Origin of the sequence: Pseudazoarcus pumilus, assembly GCF_002872475.1 — a bacterium.
Classification (GTDB): domain Bacteria; phylum Pseudomonadota; class Gammaproteobacteria; order Burkholderiales; family Rhodocyclaceae; genus Pseudazoarcus; species Pseudazoarcus pumilus.
In genome coordinates, this window is sequence record NZ_CP025682.1 from 923,872 (window position 1) to 948,758 (window position 24,887).

General features: G+C 66.8%; 23 protein-coding genes, 1 tRNA gene and 2 pseudogenes. 9 read left to right on the plus strand and 17 right to left on the minus strand.

The annotated features are described in order from the left end of the window. Positions 1-52 precede the first annotated feature (52 nt). Complete coding sequence (locus C0099_RS04435) at positions 53-1,348, minus strand: HlyC/CorC family transporter (protein ID WP_102246325.1); 1,296 nt, start codon at positions 1,346-1,348, stop codon at positions 53-55. Positions 1,349-1,424: 76 nt separating this feature from the next. Beyond that, positions 1,425-2,243, minus strand: coding sequence for a cytochrome C assembly family protein (locus tag C0099_RS04440; protein WP_102246326.1), 819 nt, complete (start codon positions 2,241-2,243; stop codon positions 1,425-1,427). 111 nt (positions 2,244-2,354) lie between these two features. Here C0099_RS04440 and ffh point away from each other — a divergent pair, with 111 nt between their 5' ends. From ffh to gloA, 5 genes are read left to right on the plus strand one after another with little or no spacing between them, the layout of a single operon-like run. Further along, complete coding sequence (ffh, locus tag C0099_RS04445) at positions 2,355-3,713, plus strand: signal recognition particle protein (RefSeq protein ID WP_102246327.1); 1,359 nt, start codon at positions 2,355-2,357, stop codon at positions 3,711-3,713. 8 nt (positions 3,714-3,721) lie between these two features. Beyond that, positions 3,722-4,453: an EI24 domain-containing protein gene (locus tag C0099_RS04450; protein ID WP_102246328.1), complete on the plus strand. Its 732-nt coding sequence runs from the start codon at positions 3,722-3,724 to the stop codon at positions 4,451-4,453. Between the two features lie 10 nt (positions 4,454-4,463). Next, positions 4,464-5,213 (plus strand): competence/damage-inducible protein A, encoded by a 750-nt coding sequence (locus C0099_RS04455; RefSeq protein ID WP_102246329.1) that lies wholly within the window; start codon positions 4,464-4,466, stop codon positions 5,211-5,213. Next, a complete protein-coding gene (locus C0099_RS04460; protein ID WP_228151652.1) occupies positions 5,210-5,992 on the plus strand; it encodes a M48 family metallopeptidase in 783 nt (260 codons plus the stop codon). Before C0099_RS04455 ends, C0099_RS04460 begins: the two co-directional genes overlap by 4 nt. A 14-nt stretch (positions 5,993-6,006) precedes the next feature. Next, positions 6,007-6,423 (plus strand): lactoylglutathione lyase, encoded by a 417-nt coding sequence (gene gloA / locus C0099_RS04465; RefSeq protein ID WP_102246330.1) that lies wholly within the window; start codon positions 6,007-6,009, stop codon positions 6,421-6,423. 56 nt (positions 6,424-6,479) lie between these two features. On the opposite strand, the gene C0099_RS04470 is transcribed toward gloA, so the two are convergent. The 5 genes from C0099_RS04470 to rpsU all read right to left on the minus strand — a co-directional run bounded on the left by C0099_RS04470 (position 6,480) and on the right by rpsU (position 11,256). Further along, positions 6,480-6,556, minus strand: a tRNA-Ile gene (locus C0099_RS04470). Between the two features lie 45 nt (positions 6,557-6,601). Then, a complete protein-coding gene (gene rpoD, locus C0099_RS04475) occupies positions 6,602-8,611 on the minus strand; it encodes an RNA polymerase sigma factor RpoD (RefSeq protein ID WP_102246331.1) in 2,010 nt (669 codons plus the stop codon). A 57-nt stretch (positions 8,612-8,668) separates the two neighbouring features. Continuing rightward, positions 8,669-10,474, minus strand: a complete 1,806-nt coding sequence (gene dnaG / locus C0099_RS04480) for a DNA primase (RefSeq protein ID WP_102246332.1) — start codon at positions 10,472-10,474, stop codon at positions 8,669-8,671. A 25-nt stretch (positions 10,475-10,499) separates the two neighbouring features. After that, on the minus strand, positions 10,500-10,946 hold the full coding sequence (locus C0099_RS04485) for a GatB/YqeY domain-containing protein (protein ID WP_102246333.1): 447 nt from the start codon (positions 10,944-10,946) through the stop codon (positions 10,500-10,502). A gap of 97 nt (positions 10,947-11,043) precedes the next feature. Beyond that, entirely contained in the window at positions 11,044-11,256 is a 213-nt protein-coding gene (gene rpsU / locus C0099_RS04490; RefSeq protein WP_102246334.1) for a 30S ribosomal protein S21, read from the minus strand. A gap of 135 nt (positions 11,257-11,391) precedes the next feature. Here rpsU and tsaD point away from each other — a divergent pair, with 135 nt between their 5' ends. Next, the gene (gene tsaD, locus C0099_RS04495; RefSeq protein ID WP_102246335.1) at positions 11,392-12,414 is read left to right on the plus strand and encodes a tRNA (adenosine(37)-N6)-threonylcarbamoyltransferase complex transferase subunit TsaD; all 1,023 of its coding nucleotides are present in this window, start codon (positions 11,392-11,394) and stop codon (positions 12,412-12,414) included. A gap of 14 nt (positions 12,415-12,428) precedes the next feature. On the opposite strand, the gene plsY is transcribed toward tsaD, so the two are convergent. Next, positions 12,429-13,016: a glycerol-3-phosphate 1-O-acyltransferase PlsY gene (plsY, locus tag C0099_RS04500; RefSeq protein ID WP_102246336.1), complete on the minus strand. Its 588-nt coding sequence runs from the start codon at positions 13,014-13,016 to the stop codon at positions 12,429-12,431. A gap of 113 nt (positions 13,017-13,129) precedes the next feature. Between plsY and C0099_RS04505 the strand changes: the two genes are divergently transcribed. Then, positions 13,130-13,531 carry a dihydroneopterin aldolase gene (locus tag C0099_RS04505; RefSeq protein ID WP_102246337.1) on the plus strand — a complete coding sequence of 134 codons (402 nt, stop codon included), beginning with the start codon at positions 13,130-13,132 and terminating at the stop codon, positions 13,529-13,531. 51 nt (positions 13,532-13,582) lie between these two features. On the opposite strand, the gene C0099_RS04510 is transcribed toward C0099_RS04505, so the two are convergent. Both C0099_RS04510 and C0099_RS04515 read right to left on the minus strand, forming a co-directional pair. Further along, positions 13,583-13,945: an H-NS histone family protein gene (locus C0099_RS04510; RefSeq protein WP_102246338.1), complete on the minus strand. Its 363-nt coding sequence runs from the start codon at positions 13,943-13,945 to the stop codon at positions 13,583-13,585. A 93-nt stretch (positions 13,946-14,038) separates the two neighbouring features. Further along, positions 14,039-14,209: pseudogene (locus tag C0099_RS04515) on the minus strand (Cys-tRNA(Pro) deacylase); the annotation flags it as partial. 46 nt (positions 14,210-14,255) lie between these two features. Between C0099_RS04515 and C0099_RS04520 the strand changes: the two are divergent. Continuing rightward, entirely contained in the window at positions 14,256-15,284 is a 1,029-nt protein-coding gene (locus tag C0099_RS04520; protein WP_102245957.1) for an IS30 family transposase, read from the plus strand. Between the two features lie 8 nt (positions 15,285-15,292). Here C0099_RS04520 and C0099_RS04525 read toward each other — a convergent pair. The 7 genes and pseudogenes from C0099_RS04525 to leuS all read right to left on the minus strand — a co-directional run. Beyond that, positions 15,293-15,622, minus strand: a pseudogene (locus C0099_RS04525) (YbaK/EbsC family protein); the annotation flags it as partial. A gap of 26 nt (positions 15,623-15,648) precedes the next feature. Next, a complete protein-coding gene (xerD, locus tag C0099_RS04530; protein WP_102246340.1) occupies positions 15,649-16,593 on the minus strand; it encodes a site-specific tyrosine recombinase XerD in 945 nt (314 codons plus the stop codon). Further along, the gene (locus C0099_RS04535) at positions 16,563-17,042 is read right to left on the minus strand and encodes a methylated-DNA--[protein]-cysteine S-methyltransferase (protein ID WP_102246341.1); all 480 of its coding nucleotides are present in this window, start codon (positions 17,040-17,042) and stop codon (positions 16,563-16,565) included. The genes xerD and C0099_RS04535 overlap by 31 nt, the downstream gene beginning before the upstream one ends. A gap of 16 nt (positions 17,043-17,058) precedes the next feature. After that, the gene (locus C0099_RS04540; RefSeq protein WP_102246342.1) at positions 17,059-18,336 is read right to left on the minus strand and encodes a glutamate-5-semialdehyde dehydrogenase; all 1,278 of its coding nucleotides are present in this window, start codon (positions 18,334-18,336) and stop codon (positions 17,059-17,061) included. Positions 18,337-18,393: 57 nt separating this feature from the next. Further along, the gene (gene holA, locus C0099_RS04545; RefSeq protein WP_102246343.1) at positions 18,394-19,401 is read right to left on the minus strand and encodes a DNA polymerase III subunit delta; all 1,008 of its coding nucleotides are present in this window, start codon (positions 19,399-19,401) and stop codon (positions 18,394-18,396) included. Next, a complete protein-coding gene (locus C0099_RS04550; protein WP_102246344.1) occupies positions 19,398-19,901 on the minus strand; it encodes an LPS-assembly lipoprotein LptE in 504 nt (167 codons plus the stop codon). Before C0099_RS04550 ends, holA begins: the two co-directional genes overlap by 4 nt. A gap of 13 nt (positions 19,902-19,914) precedes the next feature. Further along, positions 19,915-22,512 carry a leucine--tRNA ligase gene (gene leuS, locus C0099_RS04555; protein WP_102246345.1) on the minus strand — a complete coding sequence of 866 codons (2,598 nt, stop codon included), beginning with the start codon at positions 22,510-22,512 and terminating at the stop codon, positions 19,915-19,917. A gap of 155 nt (positions 22,513-22,667) precedes the next feature. Here leuS and C0099_RS04560 point away from each other — a divergent pair, with 155 nt between their 5' ends. Further along, positions 22,668-24,851: a UvrD-helicase domain-containing protein gene (locus C0099_RS04560; protein ID WP_102246346.1), complete on the plus strand. Its 2,184-nt coding sequence runs from the start codon at positions 22,668-22,670 to the stop codon at positions 24,849-24,851. The last annotated feature ends 36 nt before the right edge of the window (positions 24,852-24,887 follow it).

The window sequence follows — 24,887 nt, forward strand, 5'->3', positions numbered from 1 at the left end:
CCACCTGCGGCATTGTAAAGCCCCGCCACGCTATCCCGATTGAATGCCTGCCTCAGCCGTCGATGCCGGACGACTCGGCCGATGCCTCGGGACGAAAGATGCGGGCCAGTCGTACCATCTTGTCCTCGGCTTGCACGACCTCGATCGCAATGCCGTTGATGCGCACCGACAGGTCCGCTTCGGGGATGTCCTCGAGGTGTTCGAGGATCAGGCCGTTGAGCGTCTTGGGCCCGTCCAGCGGAAAATCCAGGTCGAGACGGCGATTGAGTTCGCGCAGGTTCTGGCCGCCGTCGACCAGCGCCGAACCGTCCGTATTCCAGTCCAGTTTGGCGTGCGCTTCGGGCTGGCTGGTCGTGAACTTGCCGATGATCTCCTCGATGATGTCGTCGACGGTGACCAGGCCCAGCAACTCGCCGTATTCGTCGACCACCAGCGCCATGCGCTGGCGGTTCTCCTGAAAGAACTGAAGCTGGGTGTAGACGTGGGTGTCTGCCGGGATGAAGTAGGGCTTGGCGACCATCTCGCGGACGTCCTCGACCTCGAAGCCGGATTCGAGTGCACGCGAGGCGACGCGGCGCAGGTGAAGCACGCCGACGACGCGTTCGTTGTCCCCTTCGAGCACTGGCAGGCGCGTGTGGTAGCTGGTCGCGATCTGCTTGCGAATCTCGTCGGTCGGCTGACGCAGGTCGATGCTCTCGATCATGCCGCGCGGAATCATGACGTCTTCGACCGTGATGTGTTCCAGGTCGAACAGGTTGACCAGCATGTCGCGGTTCTTCTGCGCAATGTACTGGCCCGATTCGAGCACCATCGAGCGCAACTCTTCGACGGACAGGCTGCTCGGCTTGTTCTCGCCGTGCAGTTCCAGACGCAGCAGCTTCAGTATTGCCGAGACGAACAGGTTGACGAACCACACGGCCGGGTAGGACACGCGCAGCAGAAAAGTCAGCGGGTAGCTGACGAACAGGGCGAGTCGATCGGCGTAATGCGCACCAATGACCTTGGGCGTGATCTCCGAGAACACCAGGATGAAGAAGGTCAGCAGCACCGTGCCTGCCGCCAGTGCCCAGCTTTCCTCGCCGAACAGGTTGATCGTGATCACGCTGGCGAGCGTCGCCGCGGCGACGTTGACCAGATTGTTGAACAGCAGGATCACGCCGAGCAGCCGGTCGGTGCGTGACAGCAGGTCGATGGCCCGCTGCGCGCCGCGATGTCCGGCGCTGGCCAGCGAGCGCAGTCGATAGCGGTTGGAGGCCATCATGACCGTTTCGGTCATCGACGACATGGCGGAGAGTACGAGCAGAAAGGCCAGCGCCGCGAACTGCGCGCCAATGGAGAGAGATTGCACTAGGGAAGTGATCCGGGTCGGTTGGGTGCGTGTTCAGTATTGAGGGGTGGCCGCGGCGCTGTCAACGCGCCGCAACTCAGCCGCCGCGCGCGAGCAGCACCTCGAGCACGAAGCGACTGCCCAGATAGGCCAGCAGCAACGCGATGAAGCCCGCCAGTGTCCAGCGCAGCGCGACGCGCCCGCGCCAGCCGCGTGCGCGCCGTCCGATCAGCAGCACCGCGAAGAGCAGCCACGAGATGAAGGCGAAGACGGTCTTGTGATCCACGCGGAAGGGCTGGCCGAAAAGCTCCTCGGAGAAGAGCACGCCCGAGCCCAGCGTGAGCGTGAGCAGCACGAAGGCGATGCCGATGAGCCGGAAGAGCAGGGTCTCCATCGTCATCAGCGGCGGCAGTGCGGCGATGCTGCGCGAGATGCGGCCGCTGTGCAGTTGGCGTTCGGCCACGGCCATCAGCAAGGCGTGCAGCGCGGCCAGCGTAAACAGGCTGTAGGCGAGCATCGCGACGATGAAGTGCGCGCGAAAGGCGGGCGAATCGGCATTGGCCAGCATCTGCTGGCCGGGCAGGACCAGCGACACCAGCACCGCGACCACGCCGGCCGGCAGGGCCAGCGCGTGCAGCCCGTGCAGCGCGGCGTAGAAGGTTTCGATCCAGTAGAAGCAGATCGCCAGCCACACCATCATCGAGATCGCCGGCCCGAAGCCGAAACGCATCGTGCCGTCGGCGAACATCGCCGAGTGCAGGGCCAGCCCGTGGGCGGCGAGCGCGACCAGCAGCACGCCTTGTTCGGGAGCCGAGAGCGAGCGTGCCGGGGTGCCGGCCGTGCCGCCGCGACGCAGCCACAGTGCGAGACCGGCGTAGATCGAGGCGGCGACCAGATGCAGTAGAATATGATCCATTTCGGGCCGAGTTTACTCCATGGCGCTGATGGTCGGCGGACTTTGGCGCCCGCGCCGGGTGCCCCCGCCCGGCTCGCGTGTGGCCCGCCCCTGTCGCGGAGTACCGATTTCATGCTGGACAACCTCACCACCCGCCTGTCGCGCGTCGTCAAGACCTTGCGCGGCCAGGCCCGCCTGACCGAAGACAACATCCAGGAGGCTCTGCGCGAGGTGCGCATGGCGCTGCTCGAAGCCGATGTGGCCCTGCCCGTGGTCAAGGAATTCATCGCGCGTGTGCGCGAGAAGGCCGTCGGTCAGGAGGTCGTCGGTTCGCTCACGCCGGGGCAGGCGCTGGTTGGCGTCGTGCACGACGAACTGACCGCGCTGATGGGGGGCGAGCACGCCGGGCTGGATCTGGCCGCCCGTCCGCCCGCCGTGATCCTGATGGCCGGCCTGCAGGGCGCGGGCAAGACCACCACCACCGGCAAGCTCGGCAAGTTGCTCGTCGAGCGCATGAAGAAGAAGGTGCTGGCCGTTTCGGCCGACGTCTATCGTCCGGCGGCGATCGAGCAGCTCAGAACCGTCGCCGAACAGGCCGGCATCGATTTCTTCCCGTCCTCGCCCGAGCAGAAGCCGGTGGACATCGCGCGCGCCGCGCTCGATCACGCGCGTCGCCACTACTACGACGTGGTGCTGCTCGACACCGCCGGCCGGCTGGCCATCGACGAGGCCATGATGGCCGAGATCCAGGCCCTGCACGCGGCGGTCGAACCGGTCGAGACGCTGTTCGTGGTCGACGCCATGCTCGGTCAGGATGCCGTGAATACCGCGCGCGCCTTCAACGAAGCGCTGCCGCTGACCGGTGTCGTGCTGACCAAGCTCGACGGCGATTCGCGCGGCGGCGCGGCGTTGTCGGTGCGCCACGTGACCGGCAAGCCGCTCAAGTTTGCCGGCGTCGGCGAGAAGCTCACCGGCCTGGAAGAATTCCACCCGCAGCGCATGGCCAGCCGCATCCTGGGCATGGGCGACATCATGGGCCTGGTCGAGGATGCGCGCCGTGGCGTCGACGAGGGCGAGGCGCGTGCGCTCGCGCAGAAGCTCAAGACCGGCAAGGGCTTCGACCTTGAAGACTTCAAGGCGCAGATCGGGCAGATGCGCAAGATGGGTGGGCTGTCCTCGATGCTCGAGAAGATGCCCGCACAGTTCGCCGCGGCCGCCGGCCAGTTGCAGGGGGGGGCGCAGGAGAAGTCGATCGGCCGCATCGAAGGCATCATCAATTCCATGACGCCGGCAGAGCGGGCCAAGCCGGAGATTCTCAAGGCCAGCCGCAAGCGCCGCATCGCGGCTGGTGCCGGTGTGTCGGTGCAGGAGGTCAACCGCCTGCTCAAGCAGTTCGAGCAGACGCAGAAGATGATGAAGCAGTTCTCCAAGGGCGGCATGCAGAAGATGATGCGCGGCATGAAGGGCATGCTCCCCGGCATGATGCGCTAGGACCGGCGATGAGCGAGATGTTCACCGCCTTCGGCCGCGCCATCGGCAGCCTGCGTACGCCGGGCATGCTGTGGCACATGATCTGGCCGGCGATCGTCGCGCTGCTGCTGTGGATCGTCGGTGCGATCTTCTCGTGGTCGGTGTTGGTCGGCGCTGCGATGGGCTGGATCGAGACCTGGCCGTTCGCCGGCGAATGGGTGCAGGGCTCGGAGATCGCCGCCGGCACGGCGCTGATCCTGGTCAAGATCGCGCTGGTGCTGGCGATGGTCCCGCTGATCTATCTCACGGCGGCGATGCTGGTGGCGATCTTCGCGTTACCGATGATGATCGAGCGCGTTGCCCGCGACGAGTACGCGGATCTTGAAGAGCGGCGCGGTGGCAGCAACCTGGGCAGCATCACGAATACGCTGTGGGCGAGCGTGCTGTTCGTCGTTCTCCTCGTCGTCAGCCTGCCGCTGTGGCTGATTCCGGGCGTCGGCCTGCTGGTCTCGCTGGTGCTCACGGCCTGGCTCAACGCGCGATCCTTCGGCTACGACTCGCTGATGCAACATGCCGACCGCGACGAGATCGCGACCCTGCCGCGTGCGCGGCGCGAGCCCATGCTGTTGCTCGGCGGTGCCTGCGCGCTGCTCGCCCACGTGCCATTCGTCAACCTCGTCGCACCGGCCTTCAGCGCGCTGGTGTTCGTGCATTTCATGCTGCAGTCCCTGCGCCGCGAACGCGCCGGCGCGTTGGCCTGAGGGGAGAGTCATGGCTTTCGGCGCAATCATCATCGGTGACGAGATCCTCTCGGGGCGACGGCAGGACCGCCATCTGGCGAAACTCATCGAGCTGCTCGGTGCGCGCGGCCTGAAGCTTGCCTGGGCGCGCTACGTCGGCGACGACGCGGCGCGCTTGCTGCCGGTGCTGCGCGAGAGCTTCGCCACTGGCGACGTGGTGTTTTCCTTCGGCGGCATCGGCGCCACGCCGGATGACCGCACGCGCCAGTGCGCGGCGGCAGCGCTCGATCTGCCGCTGGCGCTGCATCCGGATGCCGAAGCGGCGATCCGCGCGCGTTTCGGCGACGACATCAACGAGCATCGCCTGCAAATGGGCGTGTTTCCGGCCGGTTGCGACATCGTGCCCAATCCGTACAACGGCATTCCGGGCTTCTCGATCCGCGAGCACTACTTCGTGCCCGGTTTTCCGGTGATGGCCTGGCCCATGGTCGAGTGGGTGCTCGACAGCCTCTATCTCCATCTGCACCACGCCGAGGACTACGTCGAGCGCGCCATCGTCGTGCCCGATGCCTACGAGAGCGCGCTCATCGACCTGATGGAGCGCCTCATGCACGACTACCCGGATACCACCGTGTTCAGTCTTCCCACGGTTGCCAGCGAATCGCAGTGTCGCTCCATCGAACTCGGCGTGAAGGGGCCGGCGGTCAGTGTCGCGGCCGCGATGGAGGCGATGTGCGAGGGTGTCTCCGCGGTGGGCTACGTCTGGCAGGAGCGCGCTTGATCTTCGGCCTCAAGCGCAGGCGCGGATCCGCGCCGGCAAGCGTCGAGCAGGCCAGCGTGGAACTGGCCGGACGCCGTCTGGACTATCGATTGCGCCGCTCGGCGCGACGCACGCTGGCCCTGCGCGTCGATCACCGCGGCGTGCAGGTGTCGGCGCCCCAGCGCCTGCCGGAAGCCGAGATCGAAGCTTTCCTCCTGGCCAACCACGGCTGGCTGGAACGCAAGCTTGGGGATCTGCGCTCGGCCGCGAGCGTGGCCGCCTTCGAGGCTGTCGACGGTGCGCTTTTCCCGCTCGAAGGACGCCCGGCGCGGCTCGTCGTCGTGCCCGGTCGTCGTCGCGCGTGCTGGTCGGTTGGCGAGGACGGCGTCGAGGAACTGTGGCTCGGTGATGGCGTCGATACACGGGCGGCCCTGCTGCGCGCCCTGAAGGCGCGCGCGACCGAACGCTTTACGCCGCGCCTGGCCGAGTACTGCGCCCGGCTCGGGCGCGCGCCGGTGCCGCTGCGGCTGACCTCGGCGCGCACGCGCTGGGGCAGTTGCAGCACCCGTTCCGGCATCCGCCTGCACTGGCGCCTGATCCATGTGGCGCCAGCGCTGGCCGACTACGTCATCGCGCACGAGGTCGCACATCTGGCGGAGATGAATCATTCGCCGCGTTTCTGGCAGATCGTGGAGGCGCTCTACCCGAACTGGCGCGAGGCGCGCCGCGCGCTCGCCGAGGTGGCACGCACGCTGCCGGCGATCGATGCGCGCGACACCCTCGCACCCGAAGACATGTGACAAGGAGAAAGACGATGCGATTGCTGCACACCATGCTGCGCGTAGGCGATCTCGAACGTTCGATCGAGTTCTACACCCAGGTCCTGGGCATGGACCTGCTGCGCCGCTCGGAGAACCCGGAGTACGAATACTCGCTGGCCTTCGTCGGCTTTGACGGCGGCAACCCCGGTCAGGCCGAGATCGAGCTGACCTACAACTGGGGCCAGAGCGAATACGACATGGGTACGGCCTATGGCCACATCGCGCTGGGCGTCGACGACATCCACGCCGCCTGTGAGCGCATCCGCGCGGCCGGCGGCAACATCACGCGCGAACCCGGCCCGGTCAAGGGCGGCAAGACCGTGATCGCCTTCATCACCGACCCGGACGGCTACAAGATCGAGCTGATCGAGCGCAAGGACGACGCTGGCACGGGGCAGGGCCTGCGCTGATTCGTGCATGCCGACGACGAAACGCCGACCCGAGGGTCGGCGTTTTTCATGGACGTTGGTGGGCCGTGCAGGACTTGAACCTGCGACCAAGCGATTATGAGTCGCCTGCTCTGACCAACTGAGCTAACGGCCCGCGGTGCGGAAAAAAACGCCGCCCGGGTGGGGGCGGCGTGTTGGATCAGCTCTCGTTGTCGAGGAAGCTGCGCAGCCGCTCGGAGCGACTGGGGTGGCGCAGCTTGCGCAGGGCCTTGGCTTCGATCTGACGGATGCGCTCGCGCGTGACGTCGAACTGCTTGCCGACCTCTTCGAGCGTGTGGTCGGTGTTCATCTCGATGCCGAAGCGCATGCGCAGCACCTTGGCCTCGCGGATGGTCAGCGAATCGAGCACGTCGGAGGTGGCTTCTCGCAGGCTGGAGACCATCGCCGCGTCGGCCGGCGCCAGCGTGGCCTGGTCCTCGATGAAGTCGCCCAGATGCGAGTCGTCGTCGTCACCGATCGGCGTCTCCATGGAGATGGGCTCCTTGGAGATCTTCATGATCTTGCGGATCTTCTCCTCGGGCATCTCCATCTTCTCGGCCAGCGTCGCCGGATCGGGCTCGAGGCCGGTCTCCTGCAGTATCTGGCGGCTGATGCGGTTCATCTTGTTGATGGTCTCGATCATGTGCACCGGGATGCGGATGGTGCGCGCCTGGTCGGCGATCGAGCGCGTGATGGCCTGGCGGATCCACCACGTTGCATAGGTCGAGAATTTGTAGCCGCGGCGATACTCGAACTTGTCCACCGCCTTCATCAGGCCGATGTTGCCCTCCTGGATCAGGTCGAGGAACTGCAGGCCGCGGTTGGTGTACTTCTTGGCGATGGAGATCACCAGGCGCAGGTTGGCCTCGGTCATCTCGCGCTTGGCGCGACGCATCTTGGCCTCACCCGTGGACATCTGACGGTTGATATCCTTGATGTCCTTGAGCGAGATGCTGGTCACGTCCTGCAGCTCGATGAGCTTCTGCTGCTCCTCGACCACCGCGGGGTGCACGCGCATCAGGCCGTCGGTGTAGCCCTTGGCGATGGCGATCTCACGCTTGAGCCAGTCCAGATCGGTCTCGCGTCCGGGGAAGGACTTGATGAAGTGCGGGCGCGGCATGCCGGCGCGATCCACGCACAGGCGCAGGATCTGGCGCTCGTGGCCGCGCACCTGCTCGACCAGATGGCGCACCGAGTCGCACAGGCGCTCGATGGTCTTGGCGGTGAAGCGGATCGACAGCAGGATGTCCGAAATCTGCCGCTGCAGATCGTTGTACTCGTCCGTCTTGCCGTTGCCCTGGGCGAGGATGGCCTGCTGGCGTTCATGCAGCTCGCTGATCTGCACGAAGCGCTCCAGTACCTCCGTCTTGAGCTTGAGCAGGTTGGCCGCGTTGATGCTCGCTTCCTTGTCGGCAGCGGTGGCCTCGTCGTCGTCGTCCGAGTCGTCGGAATCGTCGTCGTCGCTCGAGTCGGACAAGTCGTCGTCGGTATCGGCGTCATCCTCGTCGGCGTCCAGGCGCGCGTCCTCGCCGGTGTCGGGTTCGACCAGACCGTCGACGAACTCCTCGACGCGCATCTCGTCGGCGCCGATGCGCTCGGCGGCGTCGAGCATCTCGACGATGGTGCTCGGGCACGCGGAGATGGCCTGCACCATGTGCTTGAGGCCTTCCTCGATGCGCTTGGCGATCTCGATTTCGCCCTCGCGCGTGAGCAGCTCGACCGTGCCCATCTCGCGCATGTACATGCGCACCGGGTCGGTTGTGCGGCCGAATTCGGAGTCGACCGACGAGAGCGCCTGTTCGGCTTCCTCTTCGGCGGTCTCCTCGTCGACCGAGGTCGGCACGTTGTCCGACATGAGCAGGTCTTCGGCGGCCGGAGCCTCGTCGAAGACCTGGATGCCCATGTTGTTGAAGGTGCCGATGATGCCTTCGATCTGTTCGGCGTCCGCGACGTCGTCGGGCAGGTGGTCGCTGATTTCCGCGTAGGTCAGGTAGCTGCGCTCCTTGCCCAGGGCGATCAGCGCCTTGAGCTGGGTGCGACGGACCTCAGGATCGAGCGCCGCCACTGCGGCGGCGTTCGCCTCGACCGAGTTCTCGGCCTTCTTCCTGCTTCGGGGGGTGCGCCCCTTGGGGCTGTCCTTGCGCGAACCCTTGGCATTTTCGCGGGCCATGGCACTCCTTGAATCGTGCGGTTTGATTTTGGAAAACCGTGAATTATAGAACAAATATCAGCTTTTGCCGGCACTGCGCTGGCGATGCTTCTCCGCGATGAGCTCGGTCAGTCGTTTGCGCTCGGCCGCGCTCAGCCCGGACGAGCGTTCGCGATCGGTCAGATCGCGGATGTCGTGCTCGATGCGGTCGGCGGCCAGCTTGTGCAGCGTGTCCTCGAACATCGTCTCGACGACGCTTTCATCGTAGTCCGCGCCGACCAGTTCGGCCGCGGCCGCCGACACCGTGCGGTGGTGGGGGCTGTCGCGGAAGAACTCGAGCACCTGGGCGATGCCGCCCGAGGGCAGGGTCTCGCCGATGCTCGCCGCGTCGGCCAGAACGAGCAGGGCGCGTCCGGCCTCGTCCTCTTCGGGGATGAGGTCGATGGGCACGCGCGCGATCCACGCCGGCTGTTGCAGGATGATGCGCAACAGGGTCGCGGCCGCGCCGGTGGGACGGTGCCGTGGCGCGCGACGTGCGGGTGCGCGACGCGGCGCGCGCGCGCGCTCATCGGCATTGCGGCGCGCCGGGGGCTGCGCGCTGCGCGCGATGCCCCATGCGCGCTCGACCTCGTCCTGCGTCAGGCCGCCACATTCGGCCACCTCCTTGATCAGTTGCAGGCGCAGCAGGGGTGCGCCCACGCGGGTCACCAGCGGCTTGGCGTCGTGCACCAGGCGGGCGCGACCCTCGGCGGTGTCGAGCGCGCAGTCGGCCGCCAGCGAATCCATCAGGAACTGCGTCAGCGGCGTGGCGTGCGCGGCCGCGCTGCGCAGCGCCTCGGCCCCTTGAGCGCGCACGTAGGAGTCCGGATCGTGGCCGTCGGGCAGGAACAGGAAGGCCAGCACGGCGTCGTCGCGCAGCGCCTCCAGCGAGGATTCGAGCGCGCGCCGCGCCGCCTTGCGCCCGGCCGCGTCGCCGTCGAAGCAGAACACGATGCGCTCGGCGTGACGCATCAGCGCCGCCACGTGGTGCGAAGTGGTCGCCGTGCCAAGCGTTGCCACTGCATTGCCGATGCCGAACTGCGCCAGCGCGACCACGTCCATGTAGCCCTCGACCACCAGCGCGAAGCCTTCCTCGCGCATCGCCTGCATGGCCTGGCGCAGGCCGTACAGCTCACGCCCCTTTTCGAACAGCGGCGTCTCGGGCGAGTTGAGGTACTTGGGCTCGCCAGCATCGAGCACGCGTCCGCCGAAGGCGATCACGCGCCCGCGCCGGTCCTGGATCGGAAACATGATGCGTTCGCGAAAGCGATCGTAACGGCGCCCCTGTTCGTTGTCGATGACCAGGCCGGCCTCGAGCAGGGCCTTGGCCTTGTAGTCGTCGAACACGCCGGCCAGCGCCTGCCAGCCCGCGGGTGCGAAGCCGATGCCAAAGCGCGCGGCGATCTCGCCGGTGAGTCCGCGACGTTTCAGGTAGTCGATCGCCTCGGGCGAGTGCTTGAGCTGTTCGCGATAGAAGCGCGCGGCGCATTCCATCGCCTCGAGCAGGGCGTCGTGCCCCTGGGCACGGCGCGGCTGCTCACCCGGCGTGCTGCGCTCCTGCGGCACTTCGAGACCGTTCTGGCGCGCCAGTTCGTGGATCGCCTCGACGAAGGTCAGGCCTTGCAACTCCATCAGGAAGTCGATCGCATTGCCGTGCACGCCGCAGCCGAAGCAGTGGTAGAACTGCTTGCTCGGGCTGATCGAGAACGACGGGGTCTTCTCGCCGTGAAACGGGCAGCACGCGAAATAGTTCGCGCCACCCTTTTTCAGCGTCAGATGCGGCGAGACGACGTCGACGATGTCGACGCGTGCGAGCAGATCCTGGATGAAGGACTTCGGAATCATGGGCGGGCCTCGCGGCCGGCGCGATTCAGGCGCCGAGGCGGGTGCGCACGCGGCGCGAGACCTCCGCCATGTCGGCGCGTCCGGCCACGCGGGGCTTGAGCACACCCATCGCCTTGCCCATGTCGGCCAGGCCCTGGGCGCCGCTGTCGGCGATGGCCGCCTCGATCATCGCGTCCAGTTCGGCCACGTCGAGCGCGGCCGGCAGGTAGACCGAGAGCACGTCGACTTCGAGGCGCTCGGCCGAGGCCAGATCCTCGCGGCCGGCGGCCTCGTACTGGGCGGCTGCGTCGCGTCGCTGCTTGACGAGCTTCTCTACGATGGCGACGACGCCGGCCTCGTCGAGATCGACGCGCTCATCGATCTCGCGTTGGCGGATTGCCGCGATCAGCAGTCGCAGCGCCGACAGGCGGGCAGCCTCGCGCGCGCGCATCGCCGCCTTCATATCATCGTGGATGCGGTCCTTCAGCGACATGGTGGTGAAACTCCGGTTCGTGAAGCACAAAACCCACGCCGGGACGAACCTCTCGGCCGTCCCGGCGTGGGTGTTCCGTTCGGTGCGAAGCGGTCGATCAGTACATCTTCGGCGGCAGCATCTGGCTGCGCAGGCGCTTGTGATTGCGCTTGACCGCGGCGGCGAGCTTGCGCTTGCGCTCGGCGGTGGGCTTCTCGTAGAACTCGCGCGAGCGCAGCTCGGTCAGCAGGCCGGTCTTCTCGATGGTGCGCTTGAAGCGGCGAATCGCCACCTCGAACGGCTCGTTTTCCTTGACGCGGATACCGGGCATTTACGAACGTCCTTGTCTGAATTCGGTAAAGGGGGCGATTATAGCGGGCGTTCGATGGTCAACGCAAGCACCCCGGTCGCTGGGCCGTGCAGCGCGACCTTGTTAGACTTTGCGTCTTTTCCGTGGATGGGATTGATGAAGGTTCTGGGGATCGAAACCTCGTGCGACGAGACCGGTGTCGCGGTCTACGACACCGTAGCGGGTCTGCTCGCGCACCGCGTACACACTCAGGTCGACCTGCACGCGGCTTACGGCGGCGTGGTGCCCGAACTGGCCTCGCGCGACCACATCCGGCTGCTGCCGGTGCTCGTCGCGCAGACGCTGGAGGCGGTCGGTTGCGCGGCGCACGAACTCGATGCGATCGCCTATACGGCGGGCCCCGGGCTGGCCGGCGCGCTGCTGGTCGGCGCAAGCTTTGCCGAATCCTTCGGCCTTTCGCTGGGCGTGCCGGTGCTGCCCATCCACCATCTCGAAGGTCATCTGCTCTCGCCGCTGCTCGCGGCCGATGCGCCGGAATTTCCCTTCGTCGCGCTGCTCGTCTCGGGGGGGCACACCCAGTTGATGCACGTGAGCGGCGTGGGCGAGTACGAGCTGCTCGGCGAGACGCTCGACGATGCCGCGGGCGAGGCCTTCGACAAGACCGCCAAGCTGATCGGGCTGGGTTATCCGGGCGGGCCGCAACTGGCCGCGCTGGCTGCCACCGGCACGTCGGGGCGTTTCGTGCTGCCGCGCCCGATGCTGCGCTCACGTGATCTGGATTTCAGCTTCAGCGGTCTCAAGACGGCCGTGCTCCACGTCGTATCGGCCGCGGACTGGAACCCGGACGATACGGCCGATCTGGCGGCCGACTTCCAGCAGGCAGTCGTCGATGTGTTGTGCGTCAAGGCGCTCAAGGCCCTCGAGGCGAGCGGTTCGGGGCGTCTGGTCGTGGCTGGCGGGGTCGGCGCCAATCGCGAGTTGCGCAGAAGGCTCGACGAGGCGGCCGCGCGCCGTGGCTGGCGTGTGTACTACCCGGAGCCGGAGCTGTGCACCGACAATGGCGCGATGATCGCGTTTGCCGGTGCCCTGCGTGCCGCAGCCGGCGAGTGCCCCCACGGGCATGCGATCGAGGTTCGGCCGCGCTGGCCGCTGGCCGAGCTTCACGGCCCGATGGCCTGACACGATCGCTGATCTTACTTCTCGCCGATGCGCGTTTCCGTGCCGTTCTTGAGGCGGCGGATGTTTTCCTGATGGCGCAGGACCAGCGTCGCGGTCATCGCCATCAGCACACCGATGACCAGGGTGTCGTCGATCAGCACAAGGCCGGTCAGCGGAGCCGAAGCCGCCGCGGCGAGCGCGGCTGCCGAAGAGTAACGGGTGCCTCCGGCGACGATCAGCCACACCACGAGGGCGACCAGCGCGAGTACCGGGTCGATGCCGGCGAGCACGCCCAGCGCCGTGGCCACGCCCTTGCCGCCGCGAAAGCGCAGGAAGACGCTGTAGACATGGCCGAGGAAGGCGGCCAGGCCGGCCACTGCGGCGGCGCCGGCCGAAAAGCCCAATTCGCCGGCCAGCCATACGACGAACCAGCCCTTGAGACAGTCTCCGACCAGCGTGGTGGCCGCCGCGGCCTTGCTGCCACTGCGCAGCACGTTGGTCGCGCCGGGGTTGCCCGAGCCGTAGCTGCGCGGATCGGCGAGGCCGAACAGCCGGCTGGCGACGACGGCGAACGGTATGGAGCCCACGAGATAGGCTGCGAGAACGAGAAGGAAAAGATTCATCCGGGCATTTGGTTCAGAATGGCGGCATTGTTCGCTGCGGGCATGGCGTGCGGGCGGGATTCTCGCGCGAAATGGCGTAGGACCGTCCGGCGCGATTTTAATCGGAAAAGAGCATGGACTTCATTTTCATCGAGGAATTGCGGGTGCAGGCCTGGGTCGGCGTCTATCCGCGCGAAAAGGCCGCGCCGCAGACGGTCGAGCTGAACCTGACCTTCGGCGTGCCCGATGCGGCCGCCGAGCACGACGATCTGGCTGACACCATCGATTATGCCGAGGTCGTCGCCCGCATCCGGCGCGAGCTGCAAGAGCGGCATTTCAACCTGATCGAGACCCTGGGCGAATTCGTCGTGCATTTGCTGTTCGATGAATTCGGTGCGCCGTGGGTGAAGATCCGCATTGCCAAGATCGGCGTGATGAAGGATGTGCGCCGTGTCGGTGTATTCATCCAGCGCGGGCGCGATGGCGGCAAGGGGCCCGGAGCCGAGGGTGAGCCGGGCGAGGCGCTGCCGCAATGAAAGACGGACATTTCGCGCGCCGCGCGCGAAATGCCCGTGTCCGGCGAAGCTTCAGGCCTTGCCCAGCTGGTCGAGCGACTTTCCCTGCGCCAGCCAGTCCAGCACCCATTGCGGGCGACGCCCGTGTCCGCTCCAGCCCTGCGAAGGATCGGCCGGATTGCGGTACTTGATGGGCAGCTTGCCGCCGGCCTTCTTCTTGGCAGTGGCGCCCGCGGTGCGACGCCGGCGCGTCGGTGCGGCAGACACGCCGGCGGCCTTCATTACGTCTTCCAGCGGCACGCCCTGCTCGTCGGCGAGCTTCTTGAATTTCTTCACCAGGTCGCGCTTGGCCGAATCGTTGCGCTTCTTCAATTCGGTTTCGATCCGGCTGTGGAGTCTTTTCAGTTCCTGTACCGACAGTGCGGACAATTCCATGGTCTATCCTTTCCGGTTGAATGCACGAAGAGCTTCGCGCCCACGCGGTCCACTCGCCGAAGATTCTGACATCATCGAATGGAAAAATGAAGCTCATTCTCTTTTCCGGCTCACACAAACCATTTCAGGATGCAATAGACGGATCAGGTCGTGGGGATGAATTCCGACCAGGAATCCGCGCCGCCCGCCGTTGATGTAGACCAGCGGAAGATCGGCGATGGTCTTTTCCATGAATACCGGCATCGCCTTTTTCGTCGCGAAAGGCTAGTCTCAACTTCCAAGTGCAACACCCATCATTTAGGGTGTTGTCATGCAGAGAAACTACACACACTTGTCGGCTGAGGATCGCGGTTTGATCATGGCGGAACAACTGCGCGGCAGCTCGGGAGCGCGCATTGCGAGAATGCTGGGCCGCTGCCGTTCGACGATTTCGCGCGAGTTGAGCCGTAATCGGGCGTCGGATGGCAGCTACCGGGCCAGCATCGCTGGGAGCGCGTACCGGCGCCGTCGTCAGGCCAGCGTGCGGCGATTGAAGCTGATGGAAGGTTCGGCGCTGTATGGTTTTGTGCGCCACAAGCTGCTCGACCGCTACTGGTCGCCGCAACAGATCGCTGCCAGACTGCGCCAGATGCATCCCGACGACCCCACCTGGCAGGTCAGCCACGAGACGATTTACGCGAGCATCTACGCGCATCCGAAAGGGGCTTTGCGCCAGGGCATGATCGCCGCGCTGCGCCAATCCAAGCCCGCGCGCGGTCGCCCGCGCCGGAGCGCGGCCCGTCCTGGTGGGCTGCCCATTGCCGAGGCGCTGCGCATCCACAACCGCCCGGAGGAAATCGAGTCCCGCCAGTTGCCCGGGCACTGGGAAGGGGATTTCATCAAGGGTGCGTTTAATCGCTCGGCCGTGGGTACGCTGGTCGAGCGCAAGAGCCGCTTCGTGGTGTTGTGCAAGATGGACGGTTGCAGCGCCGAGGCGGCGCTGGAGGGTTTCACGCGGCAGATGAAGAAGATGCCGGCCTTCCTGCGCGAGAGCCTGACCTATGACCGGGGCAGCGAGATGGCGCGTCATGAGGAGTTGGCCCGGCGACTGAAGCTGGACATCTGGTTTGCCGACCCGTACAGCCCTTGGCAGCGTGGCAGCAACGAGAACACCAACGGCCTGCTACGCCAGTTCCTGCCAAAGGGCGCTGACCTGTCGCAAGTCAGCCAGATCCAGCTCAACGCCATTGCCCGGCTGATGAACGGACGACCCAGACAGACGCTGGAATGGAAAACACCGGAAGAAGTCATGGCGCAGGACATCGCTCAATTTCGCAACCGTGTTGCACTTGATTCTTGAGGCGGAGCAGGCGATGTGCCCCCGACCAGATATCCGGAGTGGCGGTTGGCCTGATCCGGCGGGCAGATCTCGATGCGCTTTCTGCCGCTCTGGCGTGCCAGTTCCCGCGTTGTGACCTCGCAGTCGCCGTGCATCAGCACGATCAGTGGACGGGCGTTCTCGTCCTGCATGACCAGCGTCTTGACGATCGCATGCTCGGGCAGATTGAGTTCGCGCGCGGAAACCGCGGTCCCGCCATGCTCCTCGTATTCGTATAGGTGCGTGGAGAATGGGACGTCGTGCTGGCGGAGCCATTTGGTGGCGGGCGTTTCGGGTGCGTGAAGTTCCTTGCGGCTCATTTTAGGTATCGTCGAAGGCAATGGATTCAGGCGCGCGGGTGATGTGCCCGGTGCAGCGCCTTGAGGCGTTCGCGCGCGACATGGGTATAGATCTGCGTGGTCGAAATGTCGGCGTGGCCGAGCAACATCTGTACCACGCGCAGGTCTGCACCGTGATTGATCAGGTGGGTGGCGAAGGCGTGACGCAGCACGTGTGGCGAGAGCCGCTCGGACGCAATGCCGCCCACGACGGCATGGCGCTTGACGATGCGCCAGAACATCTGCCGCGTCATGCCCGTGCCCAGGCGCGTCACGAAGACCTGGGCTGAATCGCGCCCGGCGAGAATGGCCGGACGTGCCTCGCGCAGATAGCGTTCCAGCCAGTCGACGGCGGTCTCGCCCAGCGGTACCAGACGTTCCTTGTCGCCCTTGCCGACGACTTTGACCACGCCTTCGCGCATTCCCAGCGAGAAGGGCGCCAGCCCGACCAGTTCGGATACGCGCAGGCCGGTGGCGTAGAGCACTTCGAGCATCGTGCGGTCGCGCAGGCCGAGCGGGGTATCGACGTCGGGTGCATCGAGCAGTCGCTCGACCTCGGCCTCGGTGAGCGACTTGGGAAAGCGGCTCGGCTGCATGGGCGGAGCGATGCGCGTGGTCGGGTCGCGCGGGATCGCGCCGCGCTCGACCAGATGGCGGTAGAAGCGGCGCCAGGCCGAGAGCAGACGGCGCTGGCTGGCGGGCTTGGCGTGGCGGCTGAAGGCGGCCAGATAGGCGCCCAGGTCGGATTCGCTGGCAGCCTCCAGCGGGCTGCCGCGTGCAGCGAGCCACACGGCGAACAGCGCCAGGTCGCTGCGGTAGGCGGCGATGGTGTTGCGCGCCAGCCCGTGTTCCAGCCACAGGAAGTCGCCGAATGCGTCGAGCGCGGCCAGCGTGTCGGCCGGCAGGGCGGCTTCGGTCGCGCTCAGTGAGCCTGTTCGTGGGCGAGCAGCCATTGCTTGACGCGTATCCGGTGGCCGGCGGTGTCCCCGGCGAAACCCCCCGGGCCGTGACGGGCGACGACGCGATGACATGGGGTGAATAGCGGAAACGGGTTGGCGCCGCAGGCGCCGCCAACGGCGCGCGCGGCGCTGCCCAGCGCCTGTGCGAGTTCGCCATAGCGGCGCGTGTGGCCGGGGGGAATGGCGTCAATGGCGGTCCACACACGACGCTGGAAGTCCGTGCCGCGCGGCGCCAGCGGCAGGCCGTGCGGAGCCCCCGGGTCGTCGATCCAGCGCGCGAGCGCGAGTGCGGTGCGTTCGGCAAGGGCCCTGCGTGGTGCGCGCTCGGCTACGTCGGGAGGCAGGAACACCAGTTCGCTCACCACCTCATCGTCGCAGACGATGCCCATCGGGCCGAAAGGCAGGCGGACGATGGCCGCGAAGTCGTGCGATGCGCTGGGCATGGGGTCTTCCTCCCGGTCAGCGACGGACCTCGCCGTTGCCGAACACGATCCATTTCTGGCTGGTCAGCCCTTCGAGGCCGACCGGGCCGCGCGCGTGGATCTTGTCGGTCGAGATGCCGATCTCCGCGCCCAGGCCGTATTCAAAGCCGTCGGCGAAGCGCGTCGAGGCGTTGATCATGACCGAGGCCGAATCGACTTCGCGCAGGAAACGCATCGCACTGGTGTAGTTCTCGCTGACGATGGCTTCGGTGTGGCCGGAACTGTGCGCGTTGATATGCTCGATGGCCTCGTCGATGCCGGCGACCACTTTCACGGCGAGGATGGGCGCGAGGTATTCCTCGTCCCAGTCCGATGCCTGCGCGGCCTTGAGCAGGGACGCGTCGATGCCGCAATCCGTGAGCATCGTCAGCGATTCGGCGCAGCAGCGCATCTCGACGCCGTGGCCGGCGAGCATGCGGCCGATTTCCGGCAGGAAGCGGCCCGCCACGCCACGCGCCACCAGCAGCGTCTCGGCAGTGTTGCAGGTGCCGTAGCGCTGCGTCTTGGCGTTCTCGACGATGGGTACGACCTTGCCCGGGTCGGCGGCGTCGTCAACGTAGACGTGGCAGTTGCCGTCCAGATGCTTGATCACCGGCACACGCGCGTCCCTCGAGATGCGCTCGATCAGCCCCTTGCCGCCGCGCGGCACGATGACGTCGACGAACTCGGGCATGGTGATGAGCGCTCCCACCGCCTCGCGGTCGGTGGTTTCGACCACCTGCACGGCGGTCTCCGGCAGGCCGGCTGCGCCCAGCCCGGCGCGCACGCAGGCGGCGATCGCCTGGTTGCTGTGCAAGGCCTCCTTGCCGCCGCGCAGGATCGCCGCGTTGCCGGACTTGAGGCACAGTGCCGCCGCATCCGCGGTGACGTTGGGGCGGGATTCGTAAATGATGCCGATGACGCCCAGCGGCACGCGCATCTTTCCCACTTCGATGCCGCTCGGGCGGCGACGCACGTCGGTGATCTCGCCCACCGGATCGGGCAGGGCGGCGACCTGCTCGACGCCGGCGGCCATGGTGTCGATGCCCTTGTCGGTCAGTTTCAGACGGTCGATCATCGCGGCATCCAGCCCGGCCGTGCGCGCCGCGTCCAGATCCTTGACGTTGGCCGAGATCAGAAATTCGCGGCGCTCGCGGATGGCCGCGGCCATCGCCATGAGCGCGGCGTTCTTGGCGCCGGACGAGGCTGCGGCGACGAGTCGGGAGGCGGCGCGGGCATTACGGCCCAGGCCCTGCATGTATTCGGCGATGTTCATGATCTGACGGCTTTTTTTGCGGTTAACAACAGTAGCAGATCGCGTGGATGTTGCGCCTCACTGGCGTGCGAGTCGCAGCGCGAGTTGCAGGAATTCGTCCCAGAGATCGCCGTCGGCCACGCCCTTGGCGATGCGGTCGATTCGCGCAGCGGCCAGCAGCGCGGTGCGCAACTGCGCTGTGCGCAGGCGCGCCACGGCACGCGACAGTGCCGTGCGGCGGCGCTCGTCGAACACGCGCTCGGCCTTCATCGTCGCCGCCAGCGGCTGGCCGGCGTCACGCGCGGTCGCCAGCGCGGCCAGTGTGCGGATCTCGGTGGCCAGCGCCCACAGCACCAGGGGCGGGGCGGCGCCTTCGGCGCGCAGACCTTCGAGCAGGCGCACGCAGCGCGCGGGGTCGCCCTCGAGCACGGCCTCGCGCAGCGCGTCCAGATCGTAGCGGGCGACCGACAGCACGGCCGCGCGCACGTCTTCCAGCGTCAGTTCGCCGCTCGGGTGCAGCAGCCCGAGCTTGAGGATCTCCTGATGCGCGGCGAGCAGATTGCCCTCGACGTGCTCGGCGATGAAGTCCAGCGCCTCACGCGACGCCTTCTGCTCCTGACGGGCCAGCCGCGCGGCGATCCAGTCGGGCAGACGCTCACGCGGCGGGGCGTTGAGTTCGAGCACCGTGGCGGCCGCTTCCAGTGCCTTGAACCACGCGGTCTTGCGCGTGGCCCAGTCCAGTTCCGGCAGCGTGACCAGGGTGACGGTGCCCTCGCCCGGGGCGGCGACGTATCGTTGCAGCGCGTCGCCACCGTCGCGGCCGGGCTTGCCGGTGGGAATGCGCAGGTCGATGAGTTTGCGTGAGCCGAACAGCGACAGGTTGCCGGCGGCTGCCGTGAGCTGATCCCACTTGAAGCCCTGGCCGACGACCAGCGTCTCGCGCTCGTCGAAGCCCTGCGTGCGTGCTGCGGCGCGGATGGCGTCGGCCGCTTCGAGCACCAGCAGCGGCTCGTCGCCGAACAGGACGTAGAGCGGGGCGAGCGGCCGCTCCAAGTGGGCGGCGAGCTGGTCGGGCGCGAGCTTCACGGACGCACGGCGGCGAGCCTGCGCACCAGTTGCTGCATCAGGTCGCGCTCCATGTCCTCGAACAGCAGGGCTTCCTCGCGTTGCTTGGCGATGATCTGCGCGTCGTCGAAGTCGTACTCGCGCCGCGTCTGCAGCCGCGTCGGCGGCACCAGCTCGTTGCCGGCCTGGTCGCGGATGCGATAGACGAGGATGCGGTCGATCTGATATTCGCGCACCGAGCCGTCGCCGGCGATCGACAGGATCTCGCGGTCTCGCTCATTGCTGAGGACGTCCAGCCGCACCTCGGCCTCGTCCGGGGTCGACACCACGCGCGTGGTGCCGGCGGCCTCGATCTGGCGGCGCAGCTCGGCGGTGAAGCGCGAATACGGCGAGACGCCGCCGACATGGACGGTCGCGAACGCCATCTTCTGCGGACCGCGCAGGCGAAAGCCGCAGCCCGATGCAAGGGCCGGCGCGGCGAGCGCGGCGAGAAACAGGCGACGACGATTGCGAGCAGGCATTTTTGCGCTTCCCCTAGACGACGATATTGACCAGACGGCCCTTGACCACGATGACCTTGCGCGGCGATTTGCCGTCCATGAACTTGCGCGCCGCCTCGCAGGCCAGTGCGGCGGCCTCGATCGTGGCGTTGTCGGCATCGGCGGCGACCGTGATGCTGCCGCGCAACTTGCCGTTGACCTGCACCACGAGTTCGACCTCGTCCTGTACCAGGGCGCTCTCGTCCGGCTGCGGCCACGGTGCGTCGATCACCTTGCCCTCGAAACCGCATTCGACCCACAGCGCGTGCGCCAGATGCGGCGTGATCGGCGCGAGCACGCGCAGCAGGATGGACAGGCCTTCGGACGCCACTGCCGCGTGCGCTGCGGCATCGTCCTGCGGCGCCTTCTCCAGCGCGTTGAGCATCTTCATCGTGGCCGAGGCGACGGTGTTGAACTGGTGGCGGCCGAAGTCGAAATCGGCCTGCTTGAGGTTGAGATGGATCTCGCGGCGCACCTCGGCCAGCGCGGCCGGCAGTTCGGGCGTCTGGCCCGCAAGCTGCCCGCGATATTGCGTGGCGAAGGCATGGCCGAAATTCCACACCCGGCGCAGGAAACGGTAGGCCCCTTCGACACCCGAATCCGACCATTCAAGCTGCTGATCGGGCGGGGCGGCGAAGATGATGAAGAAGCGCGCGGTGTCGGCGCCGTAGCGCTCGATCAGCGCCTGCGGGTCCACGCCGTTGTTCTTGGACTTGGACATCTTCTCGGTGCCGCCGATGACCACCGGCGCGCCATCCGGCGCACGGGCGGCGGTGGCGCGGCCCTTGTCGTCGCGCTCCACCTGCACGTCGGCCGGGTTGAACCACTGCTTGCGGCCCGATTCGTCCTCGCGGTAGTAGGTGTCGGCCACCACCATGCCCTGCGTGAGCAATCGCGTGAAGGGCTCGGACACATCCACCAGGCCGCAGTCGCGCATCGCGCGGGTGAAGAAGCGCGAATACAGCAGGTGCAGGATGGCGTGCTCGATGCCGCCGATGTACTGGTCCACCGGCGCCCAGTAGTTGGCGCGCTCGTCCACCATGGCGTCGGCGTCCGGGCAGGCGTAGCGCAGGAAGTACCAGGACGACTCGACGAAGGTGTCCAGGGTGTCGGTCTCGCGCCGCGCCGGCTTGCCGCAGGACGGGCACGAACACTCGTAGAACTCGGGCATCCTGGCCAGCGGCGAGCCGCGACCGGTGATCTCGACGTTCTCCGGCAGCACCACGGGCAGGTCTTCGTCCAGTACCGGCACGTCGCCGCAGGAATCGCAACGGATCATCGGAATCGGGCAGCCCCAGTAGCGCTGGCGCGAAATGCCCCAGTCGCGCAGACGGTACTGCACGCGCTTGTTTCCGAGTTGCTTCGCCTCCAGGTCGGCGGCGATCGCGTCGACCGCGCCCTGGAAGTCCAGGCCGTCGTACTTGCCGGAGTTCACCAGAGTGCCGTGTTCGGCATAGGCGTCCTGCCACGGCGCGGCCACGTCGGCGTACTTGTCCGAGCCGACCACCATCTTGATGGGCAGTTCGTACTTGTGCGCGAACGCAAAGTCGCGCTCGTCGTGCGCCGGCACCGCCATCACCGCGCCTTCGCCATAGCCCATCAGCACGTAGTTGGCGACCCACACCGGCAGCAATTCATTGGTGAGCGGATGACGCACAGAGAGCGGCGTGGCCATGCCCTTCTTCTCCATCGTCGCCATGTCGGCCTCGGACACGCCGCCGCGCTTGCATTCCTCGATGAAGGCGGCGAGCGCCGGGTCGGCCTTGGCGGCCTGCTCGGCAAGCGGATGCTCGGCGGCCACGGCGACGTAGGTCGCGCCCATCAGCGTGTCGGCGCGGGTGGTGAACACGCGCAAGACGCCGGCTTTGCCGATGCTCGCGTCGTCGTACGGGAAGGAAATCTCCACGCCCTCGGAGCGGCCGATCCAGTTCTTCTGCATCGTGCGCACCTGCTCGGGCCAGTCCGGCAGGTCGTCGAGCGAGGCGAGAAGCTCGTCGGCGTAGGCCGTGATCTTCATGTAGTACATCGGGATCTCGCGCTTTTCCACCAGCGCGCCCGAGCGCCAGCCGCGCCCGTCGATGACCTGCTCGTTGGCCAGCACGGTGTCGTCCACCGGGTCCCAGTTCACGGTGCCCAGACGCTTGTAGATCAGCCCCTTTTCATACAGGCGCTTGAACAGCCACTGCTCCCAGCGGTAGTACTGCGGCGTGCAGGTGGCGATCTCGCGCGACCAGTCGATGGCGAAGCCCAGGCGCTTGAGCTGCGCCTTCATGTATTCGATGTTGGCGTAGGTCCACTTGGCCGGCGGCACGTTGTTCTGGATCGCCGCGTTCTCGGCCGGCATGCCGAAGGCGTCCCAGCCCATTGGCTGGAGCACGTTGTAGCCGCGCATGCGGTAGTGACGCGAGAGCACATCGCCGATGGTGTAGTTGCGCACGTGACCCATGTGCAGCTTGCCCGACGGATACGGGAACATGCTCAGGCAGTAGTACTTCGGACGGTCCGCGTCCTCGGTGACGCGGAAGGCTTCCGAATCATCCCAATCTGCCTGGGCTGCGGTCTCGATCTCGGCGGGGTTGTATTTGTCCTGCATGAACGCCTTCGCTGGCTGGGTGAAACGGGGAATTATAGCTTGAACGCGCCGCGGCCCGGCGTCACGGCGCGCCGCCGCAGGCGGCCGGGTACAATGTCCGGGCGTGTTTCCCGCGTGTCTTGCCGAGTGGCGCCGCGCCCCGACAAAGGTTCCGAATGTCCGATCTTCTCGTCAATCTCAATTCCGAACAGCTGCAGGCGGTGAGCCTGCCGCCGCAGCACGCACTGATTCTGGCCGGCGCGGGTTCGGGCAAGACGCGTGTGCTCACCACGCGCATCGCCTGGCTGATCCAGACCGGTCAGGTCGAGCCGTCCGGCGTGCTCGCCGTGACCTTCACCAACAAGGCCGCGCGCGAGATGCTCGCGCGCCTGTCGGCGATGCTGCCGATCAATACCCGCGGCATGTGGGTCGGCACCTTCCACGGTCTGGCCAATCGGCTGCTGCGCGCGCACTGGCGCGACGCCAACCTGCCGCAACTGTTCCAGATCCTCGATTCGGCCGATCAGCTCGCCGCCATCAAGCGACTGCTCAAGGCGCTCAACGTCGACGACGAGAAATTCCCGCCGCGCGAACTGCAGCACTTCATCAACGGCCAGAAGGAGGCCGGCCTGCGCGCACATGCGGTCGAGGCCTGGGACGACTACACGCGCCGCCGCGTCGAGCTCTACCAGGAATACGAGGCGCAATGTCAGCGCGAGGGCGTGGTCGATTTCGCCGAGCTGCTGTTGCGCAGCTACGAGTTGCTCGAACGCCACGAGCCGCTGCGCCGCCATTACCAGAGCCGGTTTCGGCACATCCTGGTCGATGAGTTCCAGGACACCAACCGCCTCCAGTACCGCTGGCTGCGCCAGTTCGCCGACGAAGGGCGCGAAGGCGCGGCGGCGATGTTCTGCGTCGGCGACGACGACCAGTCGATCTACCGCTTCCGCGGTGCCGATGTGGGCAACATGCGCGACTTCGAGCGCGAGTTTCGCGTCGCCAACGTGATCCGGCTGGAGCAGAACTACCGCTCGCACGGCAACATCCTGGACGCGGCCAACGCCATCATCCGCAACAACGCCAACCGGCTCGGGAAGAACCTGTGGACCGAGCAGGGCGAGGGCGAGCCGATCCGCGTGTTCGAGGGCTACGCCGATGTGGACGAGGCGCGTTGGGTGGTCGAGGAAATCGGACAGCTCGTGCGCGACGGCATGAGCCGTTCGGACATCGCGCTGCTGTACCGCTCGAACGCGCAGTCGCGTGTGTTGGAACACCAGCTCTTTTCGTCGGGCATTCCCTACCGCGTGTATGGTGGCCTGCGCTTCTTCGAGCGTCAGGAGGTCAAGCATGCGCTGGCCTATCTGCGTCTGATCGCCAACCCGGACGATGACACCTCGTTTGCGCGCGTCGTCAACTTCCCCACGCGCGGCATCGGTGCGCGCTCGCAGGAAGCGCTGACGGACGCCGCGCGCACCTTCAATGCCAGCCTGTATTCGACCGTGCCGCACCTGTCGGGCAAGCCCGGCGCGGTGCTGGCCGGCTTCGTGCGCCTGATCGAGGACTTGCGCCGCGACACGGCCAAGTTGCCGCTGCCGGAACTGGTCGACCACGTGCTCGACACCTCCGGGCTGCGCGCGCACTACCGCAACGAGAAGGAAGGCCAGGACCGGCTCGAGAACCTCGACGAACTGGTCAGCGCGGCCGCCAACTTCCTCGCCGAGATCGGCCCGCCGGAAGACCCCGATGCGGATCACGCGCTGCTGGCGGACTTTCTCGCCCACGCCTCGCTCGAGGCCGGCGACCACCAGGCCGAGGCCGGGGCCGACGCGGTGCAGTTGATGACGGTGCATTCGGCCAAGGGCCTGGAGTTCGACGTGGTCTTCGCCACCGGTCTGGAGGAAGGCCTGTTCCCGCACGAGAACAGCCTGCTCGAGACCGACGGGCTGGAGGAGGAGCGCCGCCTGATGTACGTGGCGGTGACGCGCGCGCGCGAACGCCTCTATCTGTCGTTCGCGCAAAGCCGCATGCTGCATGGGCAGTCGCGTTACAACCTGAAGTCGCGCTTTCTCGAGGAAATTCCCGAGACGCTGCTCAAGTGGCTGACGCCACAGCGTGCCGCGACGATGCCGGGCAACACCTATTTCCGGCCGTCCGCGGCCTCGCCTGCGGCGGCTCCGCCGCCGCGTCGCCGCGACGATGGCGGCTTGCGCGTGGGCCAACTGGTTGGCCATGCACGCTTCGGCCAGGGCGTGATCGTCGCCACCGAGGGCGCCGGGTCGGATGCGCGCGTGCAGGTCAATTTCGGCGCGGCGGGCGTCAAATGGCTGCTGTTGTCGGTGGCCAAGCTGGAAGTGGCCTGAGCATGCGCCGGTGAATCGGCCGTCTGCAGGGAGCCT

What these genes read in the sequence shown, in the direction of transcription:
- C0099_RS04440 (WP_102246326.1), bottom strand. Translation starts at nt 2,243, where the DNA reads ATGGATCATATTCTACTGCATCTGGTCGCCGCCTCGATCTACGCCGGT.
- ffh (WP_102246327.1), top strand. Translation starts at nt 2,355, where the DNA reads ATGCTGGACAACCTCACCACCCGCCTGTCGCGCGTCGTCAAGACCTTG.
- C0099_RS04450 (WP_102246328.1), top strand. Translation starts at nt 3,722, where the DNA reads ATGAGCGAGATGTTCACCGCCTTCGGCCGCGCCATCGGCAGCCTGCGT.
- C0099_RS04455 (WP_102246329.1), top strand. Translation starts at nt 4,464, where the DNA reads ATGGCTTTCGGCGCAATCATCATCGGTGACGAGATCCTCTCGGGGCGA.
- gloA (WP_102246330.1), top strand. Translation starts at nt 6,007, where the DNA reads ATGCGATTGCTGCACACCATGCTGCGCGTAGGCGATCTCGAACGTTCG.
- rpoD (WP_102246331.1), bottom strand. Translation starts at nt 8,611, where the DNA reads ATGGCCCGCGAAAATGCCAAGGGTTCGCGCAAGGACAGCCCCAAGGGG.
- dnaG (WP_102246332.1), bottom strand. Translation starts at nt 10,474, where the DNA reads ATGATTCCGAAGTCCTTCATCCAGGATCTGCTCGCACGCGTCGACATC.
- C0099_RS04485 (WP_102246333.1), bottom strand. Translation starts at nt 10,946, where the DNA reads ATGTCGCTGAAGGACCGCATCCACGATGATATGAAGGCGGCGATGCGC.
- rpsU (WP_102246334.1), bottom strand. Translation starts at nt 11,256, where the DNA reads ATGCCCGGTATCCGCGTCAAGGAAAACGAGCCGTTCGAGGTGGCGATT.
- tsaD (WP_102246335.1), top strand. Translation starts at nt 11,392, where the DNA reads ATGAAGGTTCTGGGGATCGAAACCTCGTGCGACGAGACCGGTGTCGCG.
- plsY (WP_102246336.1), bottom strand. Translation starts at nt 13,016, where the DNA reads ATGAATCTTTTCCTTCTCGTTCTCGCAGCCTATCTCGTGGGCTCCATA.
- C0099_RS04505 (WP_102246337.1), top strand. Translation starts at nt 13,130, where the DNA reads ATGGACTTCATTTTCATCGAGGAATTGCGGGTGCAGGCCTGGGTCGGC.
- C0099_RS04510 (WP_102246338.1), bottom strand. Translation starts at nt 13,945, where the DNA reads ATGGAATTGTCCGCACTGTCGGTACAGGAACTGAAAAGACTCCACAGC.
- C0099_RS04520 (WP_102245957.1), top strand. Translation starts at nt 14,256, where the DNA reads ATGCAGAGAAACTACACACACTTGTCGGCTGAGGATCGCGGTTTGATC.
- xerD (WP_102246340.1), bottom strand. Translation starts at nt 16,593, where the DNA reads ATGGCTGCTCGCCCACGAACAGGCTCACTGAGCGCGACCGAAGCCGCC.
- C0099_RS04535 (WP_102246341.1), bottom strand. Translation starts at nt 17,042, where the DNA reads ATGCCCAGCGCATCGCACGACTTCGCGGCCATCGTCCGCCTGCCTTTC.
- C0099_RS04540 (WP_102246342.1), bottom strand. Translation starts at nt 18,336, where the DNA reads ATGAACATCGCCGAATACATGCAGGGCCTGGGCCGTAATGCCCGCGCC.
- C0099_RS04550 (WP_102246344.1), bottom strand. Translation starts at nt 19,901, where the DNA reads ATGCCTGCTCGCAATCGTCGTCGCCTGTTTCTCGCCGCGCTCGCCGCG.
- leuS (WP_102246345.1), bottom strand. Translation starts at nt 22,512, where the DNA reads ATGCAGGACAAATACAACCCCGCCGAGATCGAGACCGCAGCCCAGGCA.
- C0099_RS04560 (WP_102246346.1), top strand. Translation starts at nt 22,668, where the DNA reads ATGTCCGATCTTCTCGTCAATCTCAATTCCGAACAGCTGCAGGCGGTG.